This window comes from Rhodococcus baikonurensis (assembly GCF_040489275.1).
GTDB lineage: Bacteria > Actinomycetota > Actinomycetes > Mycobacteriales > Mycobacteriaceae > Rhodococcus_F > Rhodococcus_F baikonurensis.
In genome coordinates this window covers 45,700-65,008 of record NZ_JBEUOQ010000018.1, presented here as the reverse complement: position 1 = coordinate 65,008, position 19,309 = coordinate 45,700, and the positions used below count along the sequence as shown (strand labels likewise).

Sequence of the window (19,309 nt, the reverse complement as noted above, 5' to 3'; positions counted from 1 at the left end):
AACCGGTGAATCGGAGTCGAAATAACCAATCACGGTTTTCGTTTGGGCAAGTATTGACGATGCCGAAGGGTTCGAGTCGTCATAGCGTGGTCGGCATGGCAGTTCCGAACCGCTCGGCTGGACTGGGCGCCGGGAGCTGTCAAGGCCCAATTTTGCCTCCACGATTCCCTATACAAGGAGATGCCAATGCCCGAAGCAATCGAGGTCCGTAAGGTTCCGCTACACAGCGTCTCCGACGCCAGTGAGCTCGCCAAGCTGATCGACGACGGTGTCCTCGAGGCCGACCGCGTCATTGCAGTCATCGGCAAAACCGAGGGTAACGGCGGCGTCAACGACTACACGCGCATCATCGCGGACCGCGCGTTTCGAGAGGTTCTCTCCGCCAAGGGTAATCGCAGCCCCGAAGAGGTGGCAGAGGTGCCGATCGTCTGGTCCGGCGGCACGGACGGTGTGATCAGCCCGCACGCGACGATCTTCGCGACGGTACCGGCAGACAAGGTCACCAAGACCGACGAGCCGCGCCTGACCGTGGGTGTCGCGATGAGTGAGCAGTTGCTGCCCGAGGACATCGGTCGTACGGCGATGATCACCAAAGTGGCTGCGGCAGTGAAAGATGCGATGGCCAATGCCGGCATCACCGATCCCGCCGACGTGCACTACGTACAGACCAAGACTCCGTTGCTGACAATCCACACCATCCGTGACGCCAAGAGTCGCGGCAAGACGGTGTGGACCGAACAAACTCACGAGTCGATGGACCTGTCCAACGGCGGTACGGCCCTCGGGATCGCGGTTGCGCTCGGCGAAATCGACATGCCGTCCGACGAGGATGTCATGCACAGCCGCGAACTCTTCTCTTCTGTCGCATCCTGCTCGTCCGGCGTCGAGTTGGACCGGGCTCAGATCGTCGTCGTCGGTAATGCACGTGGCGTCGGCGGACGCTACCGGATCGGCCACAGCGTGATGAAGGATCCGCTCGACCAGGACGGAATCTGGGCGGCGATCCGTGACGCCGGGCTCGAACTTCCGGAGCGGCCGCACTCGAGCGACCTGGACGGTCAACTCGTCAACGTGTTCTTGAAGTGCGAGGCCAGTCAGGACGGAACGGTCCGTGGCCGTCGTAATGCGATGCTCGACGATTCCGACGTGCACTGGCACCGCCAGATCAAGTCGTGTGTCGGTGGAGTCACTGCCGCTGTCACCGGTGATCCGGCTGTGTTCGTGTCGGTCTCGGCAGCGCATCAGGGCCCCGAGGGTGGCGGCCCTGTCGCCGCGATCGTCGACCTCGGTCAGTAACAGGCAAGAACCTCGCTGGAAACCTCGACAGTCGCGCCGCCACCGGTAATTCGTCCTCGAATCAGTTGCCGGTGGCGGCGAGTCCGCTCCGGCGCACCCCACTTCACTGCTTGAAAGGATTCACGATGGTTCATGCTGCTGACCCTGTCGACGAGAGCGTTTCCGGTGCGCCCGAAAATCGCGAGCTCGTCATGGCCGATGCGGTCACGCTCAGTGGTCTGATACGCAGGCGTGAAGTGTCGTGTGTCGAGGTGATGGACAGCTTCCTCGACCAGATCGAAGCACATAACCCGGCGGTGAACGCGATAGTTGCCTTGCGGGATCGGGAAGCGTTGACGGCGGAGGCGCGCGAGCGTGATTCGCAGTTGGCGAGTGGGCAGTATCTCGGTTGGATGCACGGGTTTCCGCATGCAGTGAAGGATCTTTCGGCAGCCAAGGGTCTGCCGTTCACCTCCGGGTCGCCGATGTTCGCGGACCGAATCGCCGAAGAGGACGACCTGTTCGTCAAGCGGATCAAGTCTGCCGGTGCCATTGTGATCGGCAAGACGAACACCCCGGAGTTCGGGCTCGGATCCCAGACGTACAACCCGGTGTGGGGTACTACGGTGTCTCCGTACGACAATTCGCGCACTGCCGGCGGTAGCAGCGGAGGCGCCGCAGCGTCGCTGGCGCTTCGCATGCTGCCGGTGGCAGACGGAAGCGATTACATGGGTTCGCTCCGAAACCCGTCGGCGTTCAACAACGTCGTGGGGTTTCGACCATCGTGGGGTCGGATACCGGAGACGGGATTCATCGCGCAGGGCGCGGTTGTAGGCCCGATGGGCCGAACCGTCACCGATGTAGCTCACCTGCTCTCCACGATGGCAGGGCCGGATGCTTATGCACCGCTGGGGATTCGTGAGGATCCCGCTGTGTTCACCGAAAGCCTCGCACGTGATCTGAAAGGCTCTCGGATCGCATGGGTCGGTGACTGGAACGGTTACCTGGCAACCGAACCTGGAGTTCTCGAGTTGTGTGAATCCTCGTTCGAGGTCTTCGAACAGTTGGGGTGCCGCGTCGAGGCGGCGCTTCCCGACTTCAAACCCGAGGACATCTGGCAACTGTTCTTGCGATGGCGTTGGTGGGCGCAGCTCGGCTTGATCGATCAGTACAACGACCCGAGTATGCGTGAGTTGATGAAGCCCGAACTGTTGTGGGAACTCGAGCATGCCGTCACCCTCTCGGCACTCGACGTGACCAAGGCTGCGGAGGCCCGCAACGGCTGGCTGTCGGCCGTTACCAAGATGTTCGAAACGTACGACTACATTCTCGCGCCGAGTGCTCAGGTGTTTCCTTTCGACAAGAACACTCACTGGCCCGAGACCGTCGACGGGCGGTCGATGGACACGTATCACCGGTGGATGGAGACGGTTGTTCCCTGGACGATGGCCGGAGTTCCGGTTGCGGGGATGCCGGTCGGCTTCGACGATCGTTCGCTTCCCATGGGTATCCAGATCATCGGTCGGCACGGCGCCGACGTGGACGTACTCCAACTCGCCTACGCATTCGAGCAGGCAACCCAGTGGGTCGAGCGGGTTCTTCCGCCCGCACTCCACGTGAACTGACTCATCTATTTCGAACGTATCCAGTTGGGAGAGAACGACGATGGCTTCGGCATTGTGGCACGGGTTCGCGGACATGGGCGCTGTGGAGAAGAACGGCGCGTTTGTCGTCTCTCGCGGTGAGGGGGCGTACATCTGGGACCGCGAGGGCACTCGGTATCTGGATGCGACGGCGGGCCTGTGGTTCACCAATGTCGGGCACGGGCGCACGGAGATCGCGGACGCGGTGGCGGCTCAGTTGTCGAAGATCGCTCATTTCTCCAACTTCGGTGATTTTGTTCCCGAGACCACGCAGGTGTTGGCGGAGCGGTTGGCGACGATCGCGCCGGTTGCCGGGAGCAAGATCTTCTTCACCTCGGGTGGTTCGGATTCGGTGGACACTGCGGCGAAGCTCGCTCGCCGGTATTGGCATGAGGTGGGGCAGCCGGATAAGGCCATCATTGTCGGTCGTCAGAAGGCGTATCACGGAATGCATGTTGCGGGAACGGCTCTGGCGGGTATTCCGGTGAACCGTGAGGGTTACGGCGAGCTGATGGCGGATGCGGCGACGGTCGGTTGGGATGATGCGAAGAGTCTGCTCGAGTTGATCGAGAGGATCGGTGCGAACAAGATCGCCGCGTTCTTCGCGGAGCCGATCATCGGTGCGGGTGGGGTGTATCTTCCGCCGGAGGGGTATCTGGCGGAGGTGCGTGACATCTGCCGTGAGCACGACATTCTGTTTGTCGTCGACGAGGTGGTGACCGGTTTCGGTCGTATCGGCGGCGAGTGGTTCGCATCCACTCGTTTCGATTTGCAGCCTGACATGATGACCACGGCGAAGGGTTTGACGTCGGGTTATCTTCCGATGGGTGCGGTGTTCATCGCGCCGCGGGTGGCGGAGCCGTTTTATGCGGGTTCGTGGTGGCGTCATGGTTACACGTACGGCGGGCATGCCGGTGCTGCTGCTGCGGCGATGGCGAACCTCGACATTGTCGAGCGTGAGAATTTGCTCGGGGAGTCGAAGCGTTTGGAGGCGTCGTTGCATACGCATCTGCAGCCGTTGGCGGAGCATCCGCGGGTGGCGGAGGTTCGTAGTGGGCTCGGTGCGGTCGCTGCGGTGCAGTTGGTTGATCCGGCGGAGGCTTTGCCGTTCGTGAAGACGTTGCGTGAGCACGGTATTTCGGGTCGCGCTGCGGGTCAGGGTGCGATGCAGATTTCGCCGACGTTCGTGATGACCGATGATCAGGTCGCGGAGATGGCAGCAGGGATCCTCGCAGCCCTCGGTTAGGTACCTCGTTTTCCGTTGACAGACATCGTGTTACGGAATCATTAAGCCGACGAAAATGTTGGGGCCCGTCCTATCGTGGTCCCAATTTTCGTCGAAACTGTCTCCAGCACTGACGATGACCCCTGCCCGCATCATCTGTCACCATTGTTGCCAATCTCGGTGAGCGGGTTCTGGCAGATTGTCATCACGTCCAAATCTTGGTGCTGTATTAGCGTTTCACTCCAGACACGGTGTTTGTGAGCTGGGGCACAAAGCATTTCGAACACCTTCCTCCTTCGCGAAAGGTCTCGTCATGCCGATCTGGACGTTGCACGGAGATGGAAAGAACATCGGGCCCGGTGAAGTGGTTGCTCCCGGCGAGCGACTCAGTTGGGCGAGAACCATCGGGTTGGGTGGTCAACATGTCGTGTCGATGTTCGGCGCGACGTTCGTGTTCCCGATCATCATGGGCCTCAATCCTCAACTTGCCGTGATGATGTCGGGATTTTGTACGCTCTTCTTCCTCCTGGTGGTCAAGGGGCACGTCCCCAGTTACCTCGGCACGTCCGCGGCCTTTGTCGGCGGTGTCGCCGCTATTCGTGCCCAGGGCGGAACGACGGCGGAAGTGACCGGTGCGATTCTGGTGTCCGGACTGGTTCTGGGATTCGTCGGTATCGCCATCCACTTTCTCGGCGGTGGCGTTATCAGTAAAGCGCTACCGCCGGTGGTGACCGGCGCAGTGGTGATGTTGATCGGTTTCAACCTGGCGCCGGTTGTCGCGGGGCTGTACTGGCCGCAGGACCAGTGGGTGGCACTGATCGTGATGGTGGCACTGATCGTGATGAGCGTTGCGCTACGCGGTTTCCTGGGACGTATCGCCATTCTCGTCGCGCTGGTTTTCGGTTACATCTTCTCGTGGGTCCTGGACCGGGTCTCCGGTCCGATCACGTCCGCCAGTGGTAGTGGCGCACCCACCGAGCACTTTCGTGTCAACTGGGATTCGGTGCACTCGGCGTCCTGGTTCGGGTTGCCGCCGTTCTCGGACGAAGCCAACGGAATCGTCGGCATCCACGCTCCCTCGTTCAGCCTCACGTTCATCGTCCTGGTCCTTCCCGGTGTCATCGCACTGGTCGCGGAAAACGCCGGCCACGTCAAGGCAGTCGCAGAGATCACGGGCGACGATCTCGACCCGTACATCGGACGCGCAATTGCCGGTGACGGTTTTGCCACCGCCATCGCCAGCGCAGTAGGCGGCTCCCCCACGACGACACACGCCGAGAACATCGGTGTCATGGCAGCGACCCGGGTGTACTCGACCGCCGCGTACGTGATTGCCGGTTTCATCGCGATCCTGCTCGGCTTCTCGCCCAAGTTCGGAGCAGTCATGGCAGCGACGCCCGGCGGCGTTCTCGGCGGAATTCTTGTGGTTCTGTTCGGCATGATCGGTCTGCTCGGCGCCAAGATCTGGAAAGAGAACGGTGTCGACTTCGGGAATCCGCTGAATCTGATGCCGATCGCCGCCGGCCTGATCATCGGTATCGGCGATACGGCTCTGAAGTTCAGTGACACCTTCTCGCTCGGAGGCATCGCGCTCGGCACCGTCGTCGTGATCGTGATGTACCACTTCTGCCAGCTCGTAGGGTCCTGGAACCCCGAACTGAACAGGCCTACGTCCGGCCGACGGCCGAGCACGACCCCGGGGGCGAATGCGTCAGATGACGAACGGGAAGAGCCCGTGGCGCAGCTCACGTGATGCCAAGTTGAATGTATGCCAGGTATGACCCGTGACCGTTGTCACATCTGCACAAAACGTGAAGTGACTCATAGAGGCAGGATTGAGTAATGAAACCGTCGCCGCTGACTTATCACCGACCGTCCTCGGTCGAGGACGCGTGCCGAATCCTCTCCGAGGTCTCTCACGAGGGGAAGGTGCTCGCCGGCGGGCAGTCGCTTGTGCCGCTGCTGTCCATGCGCCTCGCCGCCCCCGCCCACATCGTCGACATCGGATCGATCCCGAACCTCGCTTCGGTGACCTCGTCCGAAGACACAGGAGTGCGGTTCCAAGCCTTGGCCACGCACTCGGTGCTGGCAGCTGACGAAGGTGCTCGTCGAGTTCAGCCGCTACTGAACCGTGCTCTGCAGTTGGTAGCGCACCCCACGATCCGTAACCGCGGGACGAGCGTCGGCTCCATCGTCCACGCCGACCCGTCGGCGGAGATGCCGGCAGTCCTGACACTGCTCGGGGGCAGCGTGACCGTCCAGTCGGTGCGTGGCACCCGCGAGATCGCGTCGACGGATCTCTTCGCCGGTCCTCTCGAGTCGAGCCTGGAATCGGACGAGATCGCGGTGTCGGTGTCGGTGCCGGCCGCCGAGCCCGGCGTGGGAACCGCCATCGACGAGATCGCGCGTCGTCACGGTGACTACGCACTGGTCGGCGTCGTCGCCCGGATTCGCGTGGTCGACGGACTGGTGGCCGAAGCACACATGACGTACGTGTCCGCCGGAGAGTTGGGTCAGGTCGTGGACTACACGGACGTGCTGGCGGGGGCGTCGGCGACGGATCAGCGAGACCCGCGATGGCGCACTCTCGGAGAATGCGCCCGCGCGCAGATAGATACCGAGGCAGACATTCACGGGACGGCGGCGTACCGCTCGCAGTTGGTGTCCGCGCTCACGGCGCGGGTCGGCTTCGCGGCAGCAACGGACGCTCTCAGTGAGAACGCAGTACTGGCAGGAAAGTGGTGACTATGTCCAAAAACGATCGCTCCATCGATGATCAACTTGCCGAGTTGGCAGCAGATACCGGTGAACACCATGTGGCCGTGACGTTCACGCTCAACGAGGTGACGAGCACCGTCGTTCTTCCCTCCCGCACTTTGGCTTCGGATGCCATTCGTCACCACCTCCGTAAGACGGGCACGCACGTCGGTTGTGAACACGGCGTGTGTGGTGCGTGCACCGTGCTGCTCGACGGAAAGCCGGTTCGGTCCTGCCTCGTCCTCGCTGCCAGCCTCGAAGGTCGATCGATCACGACCGTCGAAGGCCTCGTCGAGCCGGACGGTACTTTGCATCCGGTTCAGCAGGCCTTCAAGGATTGTCACGGCTTGCAATGCGGATTCTGCACACCGGGATTCGTGACGACCATCGCGGCCTTTCTCGAGGAGAACCCGAATCCCACGCGTGAGGAAGCAACGGACGCGATAGCCGGAAACCTCTGCCGTTGTACGGGATACCAGAACATCAGGGCGTCGGTTCTGCGCGCAGCCGAGATCAAGCGTGAACGAGCCGGGCAGTTCCCGCTCGGAATCGACGACGCGTCCACTCGGGAGGCGTTGGATCGCAAGGTGCGGGGAACGACGAATCCCGTCGGAGGACGGGCGGGTAAAGCATGAGTACTCCGGTCAAACCAGCAAAGCGCAACGGGGCGAAGCACCCCGCTACCGATCATTCGACGGCCGATCATTCGGTTGCCGACGACGGCAAGTTCTTCGGCAAACCGATTCCGCGTGAAGAAGATACGCGCCTGCTCAGCGGTCAGGGGCGGTATCTGGACGATCTGGGCCACAACGCACTGATCGCGGCATTCGTCAGGTCGCCGCATGCACATGCGCGAATCATCGACATCGACATCGATCAGGCGCTGGAAGTGCCTGGCGTACATGCCATCTACACCTACGAAGATCTCCTGGCCGACACTCCGGAAATGGCAGAAAACCTGCCACTGCTCATTCCGCATCCGGGAATCATCGCTCCGCGCAACGGGTATCCCCTCGCCAAGGACGAGGTGAAGCACGTCGGAGAAGCTATCGCGATGGTCGTCGCCGACAACCGGTACATCGCCGAGGATGCGTGCGCGAAGATCGACGTCGCCTACGAGGCGTTGAAGCCGGTAGTGGGGATCGACGTCGCTCGCACCGCCGACAACGCCGTCCACGCCGACGTTCCGGACAACGTCGCCGCTCACCTGCAGCACGGGTTCGGAGATCTCGATGCCGAACTGGCCGCCGCGCCACACCGACTGACGTTGGATCTCGAAATCGAGCGTTCGGCTTCCATGCCGATGGAGGGCAAGGGTGTCTACGCACGCTGGGACGGCGACGAGAACACCCTCACGTTCTGGACCTCCACCCAGACGTCCACCTCCGCCCGCGCCGCCATTGCCGCGCGACTGGGTATGGCACTGAACAAGGTTCACTGCATCGCTCCCGACGTCGGCGGTGGATTCGGTGTCAAGATCGTTCACCCGTGGCCCGAAGAAGTGATGATCACGTGGGCCGCTCGACGCCTCGGCCAGGCCGGCATCTCCTGTGAGGTGAAGTGGGTCGAGGATCGCCGAGAGCACTTCATCTCCAGTGCGCACGAGCGTGGGCAGATCCAGAAGGTCGACATCGGATTCGACGACGACGGCCGTCTGTTGGCCTTCGACTTCACGTTCTGGCACGACAACGGCGCCTACCTGCCGTACGGGATCATCGTCATGATCAACACCGCGACGCAGGTTCTCGGGCCGTACAAGCCGAAGTCGTTCCGGGTCAACGCCTATTCGCTGTACACCAACACGGTCATCGTGACCCCGTACCGCGGTGCCGGACGTCCGCAGGCCGTGTTCGCGATGGAGCGATCCATGGACGCCATCGCCAAGTACTTGAACAAGGACAAGATCGCGGTGCGGGAGGCGAACTTCATTCGCCCCGAGGACATGCCGTACGACTTCGGCCTGATGTTCCAGGACGGACGCCCGTTGATCTACGACACGGGTGACTACCAGGCAGGCATCGACAAGCTCAAGAAGCTCATCGACTGGGACGGATTTCCCGAGTACCAGAGGAAGGCTCGCGCCGAAGGTCGGTCGGTCGGCATCGGTATCGGTGCGTACGTCGAGGGAACCGGACCCGGACCCTACGAAGGCGCGCACGTAGTGGTCGAGACGTCCGGAAAGGTCAAGGCCGCAACAGGCTTGACGACGCAGGGCCAAGGCCACCAGACCGCGTTCGCCCAGATCGTTGCGGACGACCTCGGAGTCAAGGTCTCCGACGTCGAGATCGTCACCGGTGACACCCGCCGGTTCGGTTATGCCGTCGGCACTTTCGCCTCGCGTGGTGCAGTCATGTCTGGTTCGGCCTTCCACGTCGCGGCGCAGATGGTCGCGGAGAAGGCGAAGAAGATCGCGTCCGGAATCCTGGATCTGCCGGAAACCGACCTGGAACTCCGGGAAGGCCACGTGTGCAAGATCGGCACCGAGGCCGGCGTGGAGGGTACGTCCGTACCGCTGAGTGTTGTTGCCGTGCTGTCGAACCCGCTACGATATGCATTCGACCGTGAGTCGAAGCTGGCTACCGGTTTCGCCAAGACCGACACGGACATGTCGAAGCCGCCGATTCCCGAGGGTGAGCAGCCCGGCCTGGAAGCCACCGGCTACTACTCGCCGCCCAGCTCCACCTTCGCTTCGGGAGTGCACGCGGCGATCGTCGAAACCGATCCCGTGACGGCCGAGATCACTGTCCGTCGTTACGTCGTCATCCACGACTGCGGAAACGTGATCAACCCCCGCATCGTCGAAGGCCAGGTCATGGGCGCCGTCGCGCAGGGTATCGGCGGCGCACTCTACGAGCGGATCGTCTACGACGAGCACGGCCAGATGCTCAACGCGTCGTACATGGACTTCCTGATGCCGTTCGTCACCGAGATGCCGGATTCGCTCGAGATGGATCACACCGTCACGCCGTCGGGACTCAACCCACTCGGAATGAAGGGCGCCGGTGAAGCCGGTGTGATCCCGACCAGCGCCGTCATCGCGGCCGCCATCGAGGACGCCGAAGGAATCTCGATCACGTCCATGCCCATTTCACCGTCCGAACTGTTCGAACTTCGACTCGCACATGCGGGTTCGTCATCAGAGGAGAATGCATGAGAATCGCCGGCACCGCGCAGCTGACGGCACCTCGCGAAGAGGTCTACGACAAGCTCCAGGACGGTCGTGTACTGGCCGCGACCATTCCCGGTGTGCAGTCGCTCGAGCAGCTCACGGACAATCACTACAAGCTCTCCATCATGGCGGGAGTCGCGTCGATCAAGGGCGTGTACGACGGCGAGGTTGTTCTGTCGCAACAGAATCGGCCGAATTCGTTTGTCATGACGGCTTCGGGGGCTGGTGCTCCCGGCACGGTGAAGGCGGACGTCACGGTCACGTTGACGGAGAACGAGGGTGGCACGCTGCTTTCGTACGACGCCGACGCCGTGGTCGGCGGGATGGTCGGCGGCGTCGGGCAGCGCATGATCACCGGTGTCGCCAAGAAAATGGCCGGGGTGTTCTTCAAGAGCATCGACGGCGTCATTGCCAACGGAATCCCCGAGAAGGTCACTGCCGCCGTGGCGGCGGCCGTACCGGCAGTGGCGGTCGAGGGGGCGCCGGTAGTTTCCGGCGCCGTCACGGCGCCAGCGGTTCTTCCGGCCGGTGTGCCGGCAGCGGGCGGCACCGATGCTCGCACGGTGATGGTCAGCGCCGTCGTCGGTGCGGCGATTGCTTTGTCAGGTGTTGCTATAGGCGGATTCCTGGCCCGTTCTGGGTGTCGCGAGTAGTTCACCGGAGTGTCAGCAGCTGTTTCACGATGAGGGAAACGCCCCGAACCGACCAGGTTCGGGGCGTTTTTCACGTCCGCGTAACCCACATGGGCGCCGGCGAAGATCCGCTCGTGATCGTGCGCCGAACCTTGGTCCCCCGATTCGGCGAATTGTGACAAAGAATCCGCTCTTCCGAACCTGTGGAATAGCACTACACGTCAGGTACGAGCCACTTACCGGCTAGGCCACAACCGTCGATCGGTACCAGACGAGACGAGCCAAAGATCCCAGGAGGAAGCGTGGAACCCAGGAAGATTCGGGTCGGTATCGATACCGGCGGAACGTTCACCGACATCGTGGCAGTGGACGACGAAACCGGCGCCATCGTCACCACCAAGACCCCGTCCACCCCGGCGGACCCCGCCGAGGGCTTTCTCGCCGGTATCGAGAAGGTACTCGCCAAGCTCGGTGAGAGTGGCGACTCGATCGGCGCGGTCAGCCATGGCACGACGGTTGCGACCAACAAGCTGCTCGAAGGCAAGGTCGAGAATCTCGGCTTCATCACCACCGAGGGCTACGAGCACGTTCTCGAAATCGCTCGTCAGTCGGTGCCGGACGGTTACGGCAACTCGTACTTCTGGGTCAAGCCCGAACGCATCGTCCCTGCCGATCGTGTACGCACCGTCGGTGGACGCCTTTCCTTCGACGGCAGCGAGATTCGTCCGCTCGACGAAGAGAGTGTCCGCAGCGCAGCGCAGTTCTTCAAGGACCGCGGTATTCGCACTATCGGCGTCTGCCTCATGCACTCGTACGCAGATCCGACGCACGAGGAGCGCGTACGCGACATCCTCTTCGAAGTCTTCCCCGATGCGACGGTGAGCATCTCGAGCCAGGTGCTGCGTGAGTACCGCGAGTACGAGCGGTCCATCACCACTCTCGTGGACGCCGCGGTCAAGCCGAACATCCGCAACTATGTGAACAACATCGCGAATCGCTTGCGTGAGTTCTCGACCACCGACGGCGAACCCCGCGACATTCCGTTCTACGTCATGAAGTCCAACGGCGGTGTTCTCTCGGCCAAAGAGGTTGTTCACCAGCCTATTACGACAGTACTTTCGGGACCGGCTGCCGGTGCTCTCGGTGCCGCGCTGATCGCCGATGCGGCCGGCGTCGAGCAGGTGTTGACCTGTGACGGCGGCGGAACATCGACGGACGTCACCGTCGTGGTTCGGGGCGAGCCCGCGCTGACCACCGAAGGGCGAGTGGGCAACTACCCGTCGAAGATCCCGATGATCGACGTCGTGACCGTCGGCGCCGGCGGTGGCTCGATCGCGTGGATGACGCCGGAACACACCCTCCGAGTCGGCCCTCAGTCGGCAGGCGCCGATCCCGGCCCGTTGTGCTACGGCAAGGGCGGCAGCGAACCGACCATCACCGACGCGCACGTACTGCTCGGACGCATCCCACCCCACCTGCTCGGTGGCGAGATCCCTCTCGACACAGAACTGGCACGCAAGGGCCTCGAAGAGCTTGCAACACAGCTCAGTCTGGGCTTCGAGGAGTGTGCAGTCGGCGTCCTCGAGGTCTCGGCGTGGAACCAGGCCAACGCCCTGCGTCAGATCACGGTCAAGCGTGGCCTCGACGTTCGTGACTTCACCCTCGTGACGTTCGGCGGCTCCGGCTCCCTGCTCGCCTGCCGTCTCGTCGACATTCTGGGACTGAAAGACGTTCTTGTCCCGCTCAATCCGGGTAACGTCTCCGCGTTCGGTCTGCTGACGGTCGATGTCCGCAACGACTACGTCCAGACGCATGTGAGTCGTCACGACCGGTTGAAGGCAGAAGACCTGCAGAGCCAGTTCGACGCGCTGGCCGGCGAAGCCGAGATCGCGCTCGCCGAAGAAGGATTCGACGAGACGCAGCGCAAGTACTCCCGTACTGCGGATCTACGTTACCTCGGTCAGGCCTTCGAGGTTCGCGTCCCGGTGGCGGAAGGTACCGTCACGGCGCAGATCATGGACGACGCGGCCGAGGCGTTCCACCAGGCGCACCGCGAACTGTACGGCTACGACTTCCGGGGAGACCCGTCGCAGCACGTCGAGTGGGTCAACCTGCGCGTGAGTGGCATCGGCCCGATCAAGCGTCCGACGCTCAAGGAGATCCCCGCCGGCACCGGCGCCGACTCGGCTCTAACCGGTTCGCGTCAATCGTATTTCGACAGCTGGGTCGAAACGGCTACCTACGACCGCACGCTGCTCGGTGCGGGTGACGTCATCGAAGGACCGGCCGTGATCGAGGAGTTCAGCTCGACTGTCCCGATCCATCCCGGATTCTCGGCACGTATCGACACCTTCGGGAACATCCGTATCTCGAAGTCTTCCGACTCGAACGGAGTGAAGTGATGACCGCCATTCTCGATGCTGCTGCTGCCACCGCGGCCAAGCCGTACCGACTCACCGCTACCGACGGCGCGTCACCTGATCCGATTCTGGTCGAGATCGTCGCCGGTTACCTCGCCAGCGTGGAAATGGAGGTCGAGACCTCCATTTCGCGCACCTCGCGCTCACCGATGATCCGTGACGCTCACGACTTCCGCGCGGGTATTCACGACCGGAACCTCCGCAAGCTCACGGGCCGTTCGTATTCCGCGCTGGTCCATCCGATCGCCCGGGACTTCCCGCTCGAGACGATGAAGCCGGGAGACGTGTACTTCCACAACGACGTCTACCTGTCCGAAGGTGGCATCGGCCACCTCCCCGACCTGTGCGTCACGGTGCCTGTCTTCGCCCGCGTCACTCCCGATGCCGAGCCGAAAGTTGTTGCGTTCGTTCAGGCATTCGGTCACCACGACGACATCGGCGGTTGCTGCCCTGGCTCCATGCCGTCCGGTGCCACCACGGTGTACGAAGAGGGACTGATGGTTCCGCCGATCAAACTGTGGGACCAGGGAGTTCCCAACGAGGCCGCGCTGCGCATCATGACGCGTAACTCCCGCATGCCGGATGCACTCGCCGCTGACCTCGACGCCGAGTGCTCGGCGTGCCTGATGGGTGCGCGTCGACTCACCGAACTCTTCGAGCGATACGGAGTCGACACCGTCGAGTCGTGCTTCGACGCGATGATGGACGCGACCACCGAGACGTACCGCCGCGAAATCCTCAGTAAGATCCCGGTCGGTGAGTACACATGGGAGGACTACGCCGAGCACGACGGCGTCGACGAGCCGATGCTCCACATCCAGCGCATCACGCTCACGAAGACGCGGCCGGAGGACGAGGGCGGCGAGCGACTCATCCTGGACTTCAACGGAACCGGACCGCAGGCGAAGGGTCCGATCAACCACTGCGGTGACTACGCGGACGGAAACTTCCTCATCAAGTGGTTGGCCCCGATTCTGCGTAACCTCGCGGACACCCCGGAGCGCATGGCCGAACTGGATGTCAACGAGGGCGTCGTACCGCTGATCGAGATGAAGTTCCCCGAGAAGGGAACATTGATCACCCCGATCTTCCCTGCCCCCACCAACGCTCGCACGTTTGTCATCCTCCGTCTGCTCGGAGTGCTGGCCGGCGTCGTCGCCAAGGCTGTGGACGGAAACATGCCCGCCGATCAGGAGACCATCAGGTACACCGGTGTGTACGGCGAGGACTTCGAGGGTCACTCGTACCTCATGCGTGAGGTGCTCGGTGGCGGTTCCGGCGGACGCTACTACGCCGACGGTGAGGACACGATTCACGTCGTTCCCGACTCACGGAACCTGCCGACCGAATTCACCGAGAGCCGTTTCCCCTTCATCGTCGAGAAGCTCGGTCTGGCCATGGATTCCGGCGGAGCCGGACGCTACCGCGGCGGCCTGGGATACGAGAAGCACATCCGCATGCTCAAGGATGCGCACTTCATGTCCATCGCGGACCGTTCGATCCTCGCCTGCTGGGGAGTCAAGGGCGGCAAGGCCGGTCGGCCGTTCTCCGTCGTCCTGGATCCGGGTGGACCGAACGAGCGTGAGTTCGACGCACTGACCGATGCCGAGCCGATCAAGGCCGGCGAGGTCGTACGGATTCGTACCACCGGTGGCGGCGGTTGGGGAGATCCACTGGAGCGCCCGATCGAAGAGGTCTTGCGAGACATTCAGTGGCGCAAGGTTTCCGTCGAAGGTGCACGCGACGACTACGGTGTAGTCGTGATCGACGGTGACGAGCCGTCCGTCGACGAGGCTGCTACCACGGAGCTGCGAGATCAGTTGCGCTCGGAGCGCGGCGAGAACGAACCCTTCTTCGATCGGGGTCCGGGCTACGCGCAGCTTTCCGGTGGCGCCACCTCAGCGGTCTACGACTACGTCTAGGACGGAAAACTCTCATGGAGAACGGAATTGCTCGCGGCGCCGACATCGCGGTGATCGGCGCCGCGGGTAAGACCGGTGAGGCCCTCGTCGCTGCACTGCCGCCGAGCGTGACGGTGCGGCGACTGGTGCGAAAGGCACGAGTCGAGGGCGACTACGAGGTAGAACTCGAAACGGGTAGTGGGTTGCGCAAGGCACTTGCGGGGTGCAGAGGGGTGTACTTCATCGCCCCGAACGTCCATCCCGACGAGCCCGCACTGCTTCGCAATGCGCTGACGGCAGCGGCGTCGGCGGGAGTGGAACACTTTGTCTATCATTCCGTGGCGTGGCCGTTCAGCCCGTCCATGCCGCATCACCTGGACAAAGCCAGGTGCGAGGACGAACTGCATCGTTCGCCCTTGAAATGGACTGTGCTGCAGCCGTGTGCGTACGCGCAGAATTTCGAAGCGGTACTCACGGGTCGATCCGACACCATCGTCCTGCCGTACAGCGCGGAAACGAAGTTCTCGTTCGTGAGTTTGTCAGATGTGGCGGCCGTGGCCGCGGTTGTTCTGAGCGAGGGTCCGGGCGAGCATCACGGAGCGACGTACGAAGTGGGCGGCCCGGAATCGCTCAGTGTCATGGAGGTGGCACAGATGGTGGAAAAGCAGACGTCACGTACCGTCGCGATAGATCAGATCAGCGTGGATCGGTGGCGCGAACAGATCGGCACTGGTCTGGATGTCAACGCCAGTTCACGATTGGCTGCGATGTTCGAGTTCTACAACCACCACGACTTCCTTGCGGGCAGTGCTGCTGTCGAACTGCTTTTGGGTCGCCGACCGATGGGCGTCGAGAGCCTGATTCGGTGATGCTTGCTACGCAATACCTCCTGCCGCCCAGACCACCAGCGGTGGCAGGGCGGCCAGGATCAGGCAGACCGTTCCGTTGAGCCACTTGTGCTCCACCGTGACGGCGGCGAACTCGCGCAAGGTCGCGCTCGGCAGGTAGTACCGGGCGGTGTGGGAACCGATGACTTCCGCGTCCAGATCGAGGCTCCGGGCAAACGTCGCGGTTCGCAGTATGTGGAAGTTGCTGGTGACCAGAACCATTCGAGGCTTCGTGGTGTTGGCACGGAGAAGGTCCCTGGTGTACTCGAGGTTCTCGAGCGTGGTGGTCGAGCGGTCCTCGAGCATCACGTTCTCACGCGGTATCCCGTGATCGACGAGGTAGACGCACATTGCCTCGGCCTCGCTGACCACCTCGTCCGATCCCTTCCCGCCGCTGACGACCAACAACGGCGAACGTCCTTCGGCCACCTCGGCGCGAAAGACGTCCGCCGCCTTGTCCAGACGGCTGGCCAGCAGGGGCGTCACGTCGGCACCCGAAAGTCCGGCGCCGTGCACCACTATCGCGTCCATCCCGGGCTGGTACTTCTGGCGTCCGTAGACGTAGGAGTAGAGCAGAAAGCTCGTGAACAGAAACCCCAGGTACGACGCGACCAGACTGAACGATCCGAGAACGACTGCGAGCCAGTACCTCTGCGTCAGCAACGCAGATGCGAGCAACACGTAGGGAACGAGCAGTCCGAGACCCGCGACGAGTGAGAGCAGATTCGCGACGCTGAATCCCTCGCGTCGCAGCATCGTGACCCCGTTGACGATCAGGAATCCCGCGAGCAGGAGCACCAGCAACGGTGAGAGCAGAGCGATCGTCGCGATGACAAACGACGGAACCTCGGTTCCCGGCGCACCCGACTGCAGCATCCACAGACCGGTGAAGATCAGTCCGAGAAGTAGATAGACGCCGTTGCTCAGCCTCCGCCGATCCTGCCTGAACCGGTAGCCGCAGAATCCGAGCAGCGCGAGGCCGATGAGGAGAAGGATCACGGAGCCAGCCTAAGCGAGGCGCCCACTACACGGGCGCCACCACCTTCGACTGCTGGATCGCGGACAGAACCCTGGTACGACACTCGATGAACAGTGGGTCCGCCTTGGTGGTCAGTTGGTCCCGAGCACCGATCAACGGAACGTCGACGATGTCCTGCATCAACGCCGGCGTTCCGCCGAGGACGACCACTCGATCGGACAGGTACACCGATTCGTCGACGTCGTGGGTGACGAGGAGGACGGTGATGCCAAGATCACGTTGAAGCGTCAGCAGCAGGTCCTCGAGTTCCGCGCGGGTCTGGGCGTCGACCGATGCAAAGGGTTCGTCCATGAGTAGAACCTGCGGCCGATAGGCGAGGGCGCGGGCGATCGCTACCCGCTGCTGCATTCCGCCGGACAACTGCCAGGGGTAGGAACGCGCAGCTCCTTCCAGACCGACGACGGCGAGCGCCTCGGTTACCCTCTCGTTCTGAACCCTGCGTGCCAGGCCGTTGCCCCGCAGCGGCAGGCGAACGTTCTCGCCCACTCGAAGCCAGGGCATCAGTGTGCGTCCGTAATCCTGTGACACGAGCGCAAGAGTGGCGGGCGGAGCGTCGATCGCGATCCCGGCGATGCGGACCTCACCCGTGGTCGGCTTCTGCAAACCGGCGATGCACCGAATCAGGGTGCTTTTGCCGATACCGGAATGTCCGACGATGCAGACGATTTCTCCGGGTGCAACCGAGAGATCGATCCCGCGAAGCACTTCGCGGCCGGTAGGTCCGCCGTAGGTCACCCCGAGGCCGTTCAGTTCGACTGCGGGGGTGGATGCCGCAGATTCTGTGGATGACATCAGTTTCCTTTCACTGCGAGTGCGCCGTGGGTCCGAGGCTGCCATCTGAGCAACCATCGTTCGATCACGCCATAGCCGACGTTGAGCACGTACCCGATGATTCCGAGCAGGAGGATTCCGGACCACATGTCTGCGATGGCAAAGGTCTGTTGCGCGACGATCACGAAGTGGCCGATTCCTGCAGTGGAGACGTACATTTCGCTGCCGACCATGATGACGACGCCGATCGCGAGACTGGTACGGATGCCGACCGTTATCTGAGGCATCGCTCCGGGGAGGAGTACCTGCGTGACCAGCAGGGGTGTACGGATGCGATAGCTGCGCGCCACCAAGCGGATACTCGGGTCGATGGAGCGAATGCCGTCGAGGGTGTTGAGGAGTATCGGCCAGACCGCGCCGAAAGCGATGGCGGCGACGTTGCCCGAGGAACCAGTACCGAAGACGATGAACAGGGCCGGCAGGACAGCGAGTGCGGGTATGGCGCGGAAGAACTGGAGGAACGGATCAGCGATCTCGGCAGCCAGTGGGAACAGAGCAAGAAGCAGACCCGCCCCGATGCCGAGCACCAGCGCCACGGTGAGGCCGAAGGCAAGATTGGTCAGGCTGGGTACGACATCTCGAGTAAAGCCTGCACCGAACCAGTTGTCCACAAATGCTTTCCAGATTCGTGACAACGGCGGAAAGTACGGCGACTTACTCGACGCGGATCCGAAGTACCACACGACGACGATCAAGATCGGCAGCCACAACTCCCACGCGAGGAGTCGAATCCCGGACATCATCTTCACGTCGTCATCCTCCTCGGGATGTAATGCCAAGCAAGTAAACGATTCTCGATTGCCATCACAGCGAACGCGAGTAGCATGCCGAGCACTCCGGCGACGACGATGAGTGCAAACATTCGGTCGGGGACGGATTGGCTCAGCAGGATTTCCTTGCCGAGTCCGGGAACCCCGGCGATCAGTTCGGCACCGATGGTCAGTAGCAAACTCAGTGTTGCCGAGATACGAATTCCCGTGAAGATGTAGGGCATCGACGCGGGCGCGACGACGAGAGCGAGTCTGCGCCACAGTGGAAGTCGGAAGGATCGTGCGGTGGCCAGTAGTTCCGGATCGACATTGCGTACTCCGTGGATGGTCTGGAGCAGAATCGGCCACACGCTCACCGCCACGATCAGCGCAACCGCCATACGTTGCGTCGGGCCCATGATCAACAGAAAGAGGGGAATGATCGCGAGCGGCGGAACGGTCCGGCAGAAGTCGATGACGAAGCGCGAAGAGACTGTCAGGAACGGGTGCGCGGCGAGCAGCAGTCCTGCCGGGATTCCGATCACCAGACACAGCGCCAAGCCGATGGCGGTTGTGGTCAACGTCTGTCCCAATGACGTCCACAGCGAAGAGGTACCGAGTTCGTCGACGAACGCCACTGCCACGTCACTGAACTTCGGAACACCCTTGACATTCTCGTCGCCCAGCATTCCGAAGACCTGCCAGGCGGCTGCCAGCGCGAAGAGCGTCAGCAGCCGTCCGAGCAGTACCTGCCTGCGGCGTGTTTTCGGGGTTGTCAAGG

15 protein-coding genes are annotated in these 19,309 nt (G+C 62.5%); 11 read left to right on the top strand and 4 right to left on the bottom strand.

What is annotated here, in order from left to right; genetic code table 11:
• Positions 1-186 precede the first annotated feature (186 nt).
• The 11 genes from bar to ABWI03_RS28770 all read left to right on the top strand — a co-directional run bounded on the left by bar (position 187) and on the right by ABWI03_RS28770 (position 15,891).
• Complete coding sequence (gene bar / locus ABWI03_RS28820) at positions 187-1,296, top strand: barbiturase (protein ID WP_095971639.1); 1,110 nt, start codon at positions 187-189, stop codon at positions 1,294-1,296.
• Positions 1,297-1,421: 125 nt separating this feature from the next.
• Positions 1,422-2,900: an amidase gene (locus ABWI03_RS28815; protein ID WP_298775597.1), complete on the top strand. Its 1,479-nt coding sequence runs from the start codon at positions 1,422-1,424 to the stop codon at positions 2,898-2,900.
• A gap of 40 nt (positions 2,901-2,940) precedes the next feature.
• A complete protein-coding gene (locus ABWI03_RS28810; RefSeq protein ID WP_353799008.1) occupies positions 2,941-4,164 on the top strand; it encodes an aminotransferase family protein in 1,224 nt (407 codons plus the stop codon).
• 292 nt (positions 4,165-4,456) lie between these two features.
• Positions 4,457-5,896: a uracil-xanthine permease family protein gene (locus tag ABWI03_RS28805; protein ID WP_298772582.1), complete on the top strand. Its 1,440-nt coding sequence runs from the start codon at positions 4,457-4,459 to the stop codon at positions 5,894-5,896.
• Between the two features lie 89 nt (positions 5,897-5,985).
• Entirely contained in the window at positions 5,986-6,888 is a 903-nt protein-coding gene (locus ABWI03_RS28800) for an FAD binding domain-containing protein (RefSeq protein WP_095971642.1), read from the top strand.
• Positions 6,889-6,890: 2 nt separating this feature from the next.
• Positions 6,891-7,535 carry a (2Fe-2S)-binding protein gene (locus ABWI03_RS28795; RefSeq protein ID WP_029256750.1) on the top strand — a complete coding sequence of 215 codons (645 nt, stop codon included), beginning with the start codon at positions 6,891-6,893 and terminating at the stop codon, positions 7,533-7,535.
• Entirely contained in the window at positions 7,532-10,054 is a 2,523-nt protein-coding gene (gene cutA / locus ABWI03_RS28790; RefSeq protein WP_298772586.1) for an aerobic carbon-monoxide dehydrogenase large subunit, read from the top strand. The genes ABWI03_RS28795 and cutA overlap by 4 nt, the downstream gene beginning before the upstream one ends.
• A complete protein-coding gene (locus tag ABWI03_RS28785) occupies positions 10,051-10,722 on the top strand; it encodes an SRPBCC family protein (RefSeq protein ID WP_166810048.1) in 672 nt (223 codons plus the stop codon). Before cutA ends, ABWI03_RS28785 begins: the two co-directional genes overlap by 4 nt.
• A 281-nt stretch (positions 10,723-11,003) precedes the next feature.
• Positions 11,004-13,103 (top strand): hydantoinase/oxoprolinase family protein, encoded by a 2,100-nt coding sequence (locus ABWI03_RS28780; RefSeq protein ID WP_166810047.1) that lies wholly within the window; start codon positions 11,004-11,006, stop codon positions 13,101-13,103.
• The gene (locus ABWI03_RS28775; protein ID WP_124567290.1) at positions 13,103-15,043 is read left to right on the top strand and encodes a hydantoinase B/oxoprolinase family protein; all 1,941 of its coding nucleotides are present in this window, start codon (positions 13,103-13,105) and stop codon (positions 15,041-15,043) included. The genes ABWI03_RS28780 and ABWI03_RS28775 overlap by 1 nt, the downstream gene beginning before the upstream one ends.
• 14 nt (positions 15,044-15,057) lie before the next feature.
• Entirely contained in the window at positions 15,058-15,891 is an 834-nt protein-coding gene (locus tag ABWI03_RS28770; protein ID WP_298772592.1) for an NmrA family NAD(P)-binding protein, read from the top strand.
• Between the two features lie 6 nt (positions 15,892-15,897).
• Here the strand turns inward: ABWI03_RS28770 and ABWI03_RS28765 are convergent, their stop codons facing one another.
• Genes ABWI03_RS28765 through ABWI03_RS28750 form a run of 4 tightly spaced genes read right to left on the bottom strand, consistent with a single transcriptional unit; the run spans position 15,898 to position 19,307 of the window.
• Positions 15,898-16,908 (bottom strand): YdcF family protein, encoded by a 1,011-nt coding sequence (locus ABWI03_RS28765; protein ID WP_095971648.1) that lies wholly within the window; start codon positions 16,906-16,908, stop codon positions 15,898-15,900.
• Between the two features lie 25 nt (positions 16,909-16,933).
• The gene (locus ABWI03_RS28760; protein ID WP_298772594.1) at positions 16,934-17,740 is read right to left on the bottom strand and encodes an ABC transporter ATP-binding protein; all 807 of its coding nucleotides are present in this window, start codon (positions 17,738-17,740) and stop codon (positions 16,934-16,936) included.
• Positions 17,740-18,522 carry an ABC transporter permease gene (locus tag ABWI03_RS28755; RefSeq protein ID WP_260395442.1) on the bottom strand — a complete coding sequence of 261 codons (783 nt, stop codon included), beginning with the start codon at positions 18,520-18,522 and terminating at the stop codon, positions 17,740-17,742. The genes ABWI03_RS28760 and ABWI03_RS28755 overlap by 1 nt, the downstream gene beginning before the upstream one ends.
• 2 nt (positions 18,523-18,524) lie before the next feature.
• A complete protein-coding gene (locus ABWI03_RS28750) occupies positions 18,525-19,307 on the bottom strand; it encodes an ABC transporter permease (protein ID WP_200313044.1) in 783 nt (260 codons plus the stop codon).
• Positions 19,308-19,309: the final 2 nt, after the last annotated feature.

Coding starts and splice junctions, on each gene's coding strand:
- bar (WP_095971639.1), top strand. CDS start 187: ATGCCCGAAGCAATCGAGGTCCGTAAGGTTCCGCTACACAGCGTCTCC.
- ABWI03_RS28815 (WP_298775597.1), top strand. CDS start 1,422: ATGGTTCATGCTGCTGACCCTGTCGACGAGAGCGTTTCCGGTGCGCCC.
- ABWI03_RS28810 (WP_353799008.1), top strand. CDS start 2,941: ATGGCTTCGGCATTGTGGCACGGGTTCGCGGACATGGGCGCTGTGGAG.
- ABWI03_RS28805 (WP_298772582.1), top strand. CDS start 4,457: ATGCCGATCTGGACGTTGCACGGAGATGGAAAGAACATCGGGCCCGGT.
- ABWI03_RS28800 (WP_095971642.1), top strand. CDS start 5,986: ATGAAACCGTCGCCGCTGACTTATCACCGACCGTCCTCGGTCGAGGAC.
- ABWI03_RS28795 (WP_029256750.1), top strand. CDS start 6,891: ATGTCCAAAAACGATCGCTCCATCGATGATCAACTTGCCGAGTTGGCA.
- cutA (WP_298772586.1), top strand. CDS start 7,532: ATGAGTACTCCGGTCAAACCAGCAAAGCGCAACGGGGCGAAGCACCCC.
- ABWI03_RS28785 (WP_166810048.1), top strand. CDS start 10,051: ATGAGAATCGCCGGCACCGCGCAGCTGACGGCACCTCGCGAAGAGGTC.
- ABWI03_RS28775 (WP_124567290.1), top strand. CDS start 13,103: ATGACCGCCATTCTCGATGCTGCTGCTGCCACCGCGGCCAAGCCGTAC.
- ABWI03_RS28770 (WP_298772592.1), top strand. CDS start 15,058: ATGGAGAACGGAATTGCTCGCGGCGCCGACATCGCGGTGATCGGCGCC.
- ABWI03_RS28760 (WP_298772594.1), bottom strand. CDS start 17,740: ATGTCATCCACAGAATCTGCGGCATCCACCCCCGCAGTCGAACTGAAC.
- ABWI03_RS28755 (WP_260395442.1), bottom strand. CDS start 18,522: ATGATGTCCGGGATTCGACTCCTCGCGTGGGAGTTGTGGCTGCCGATC.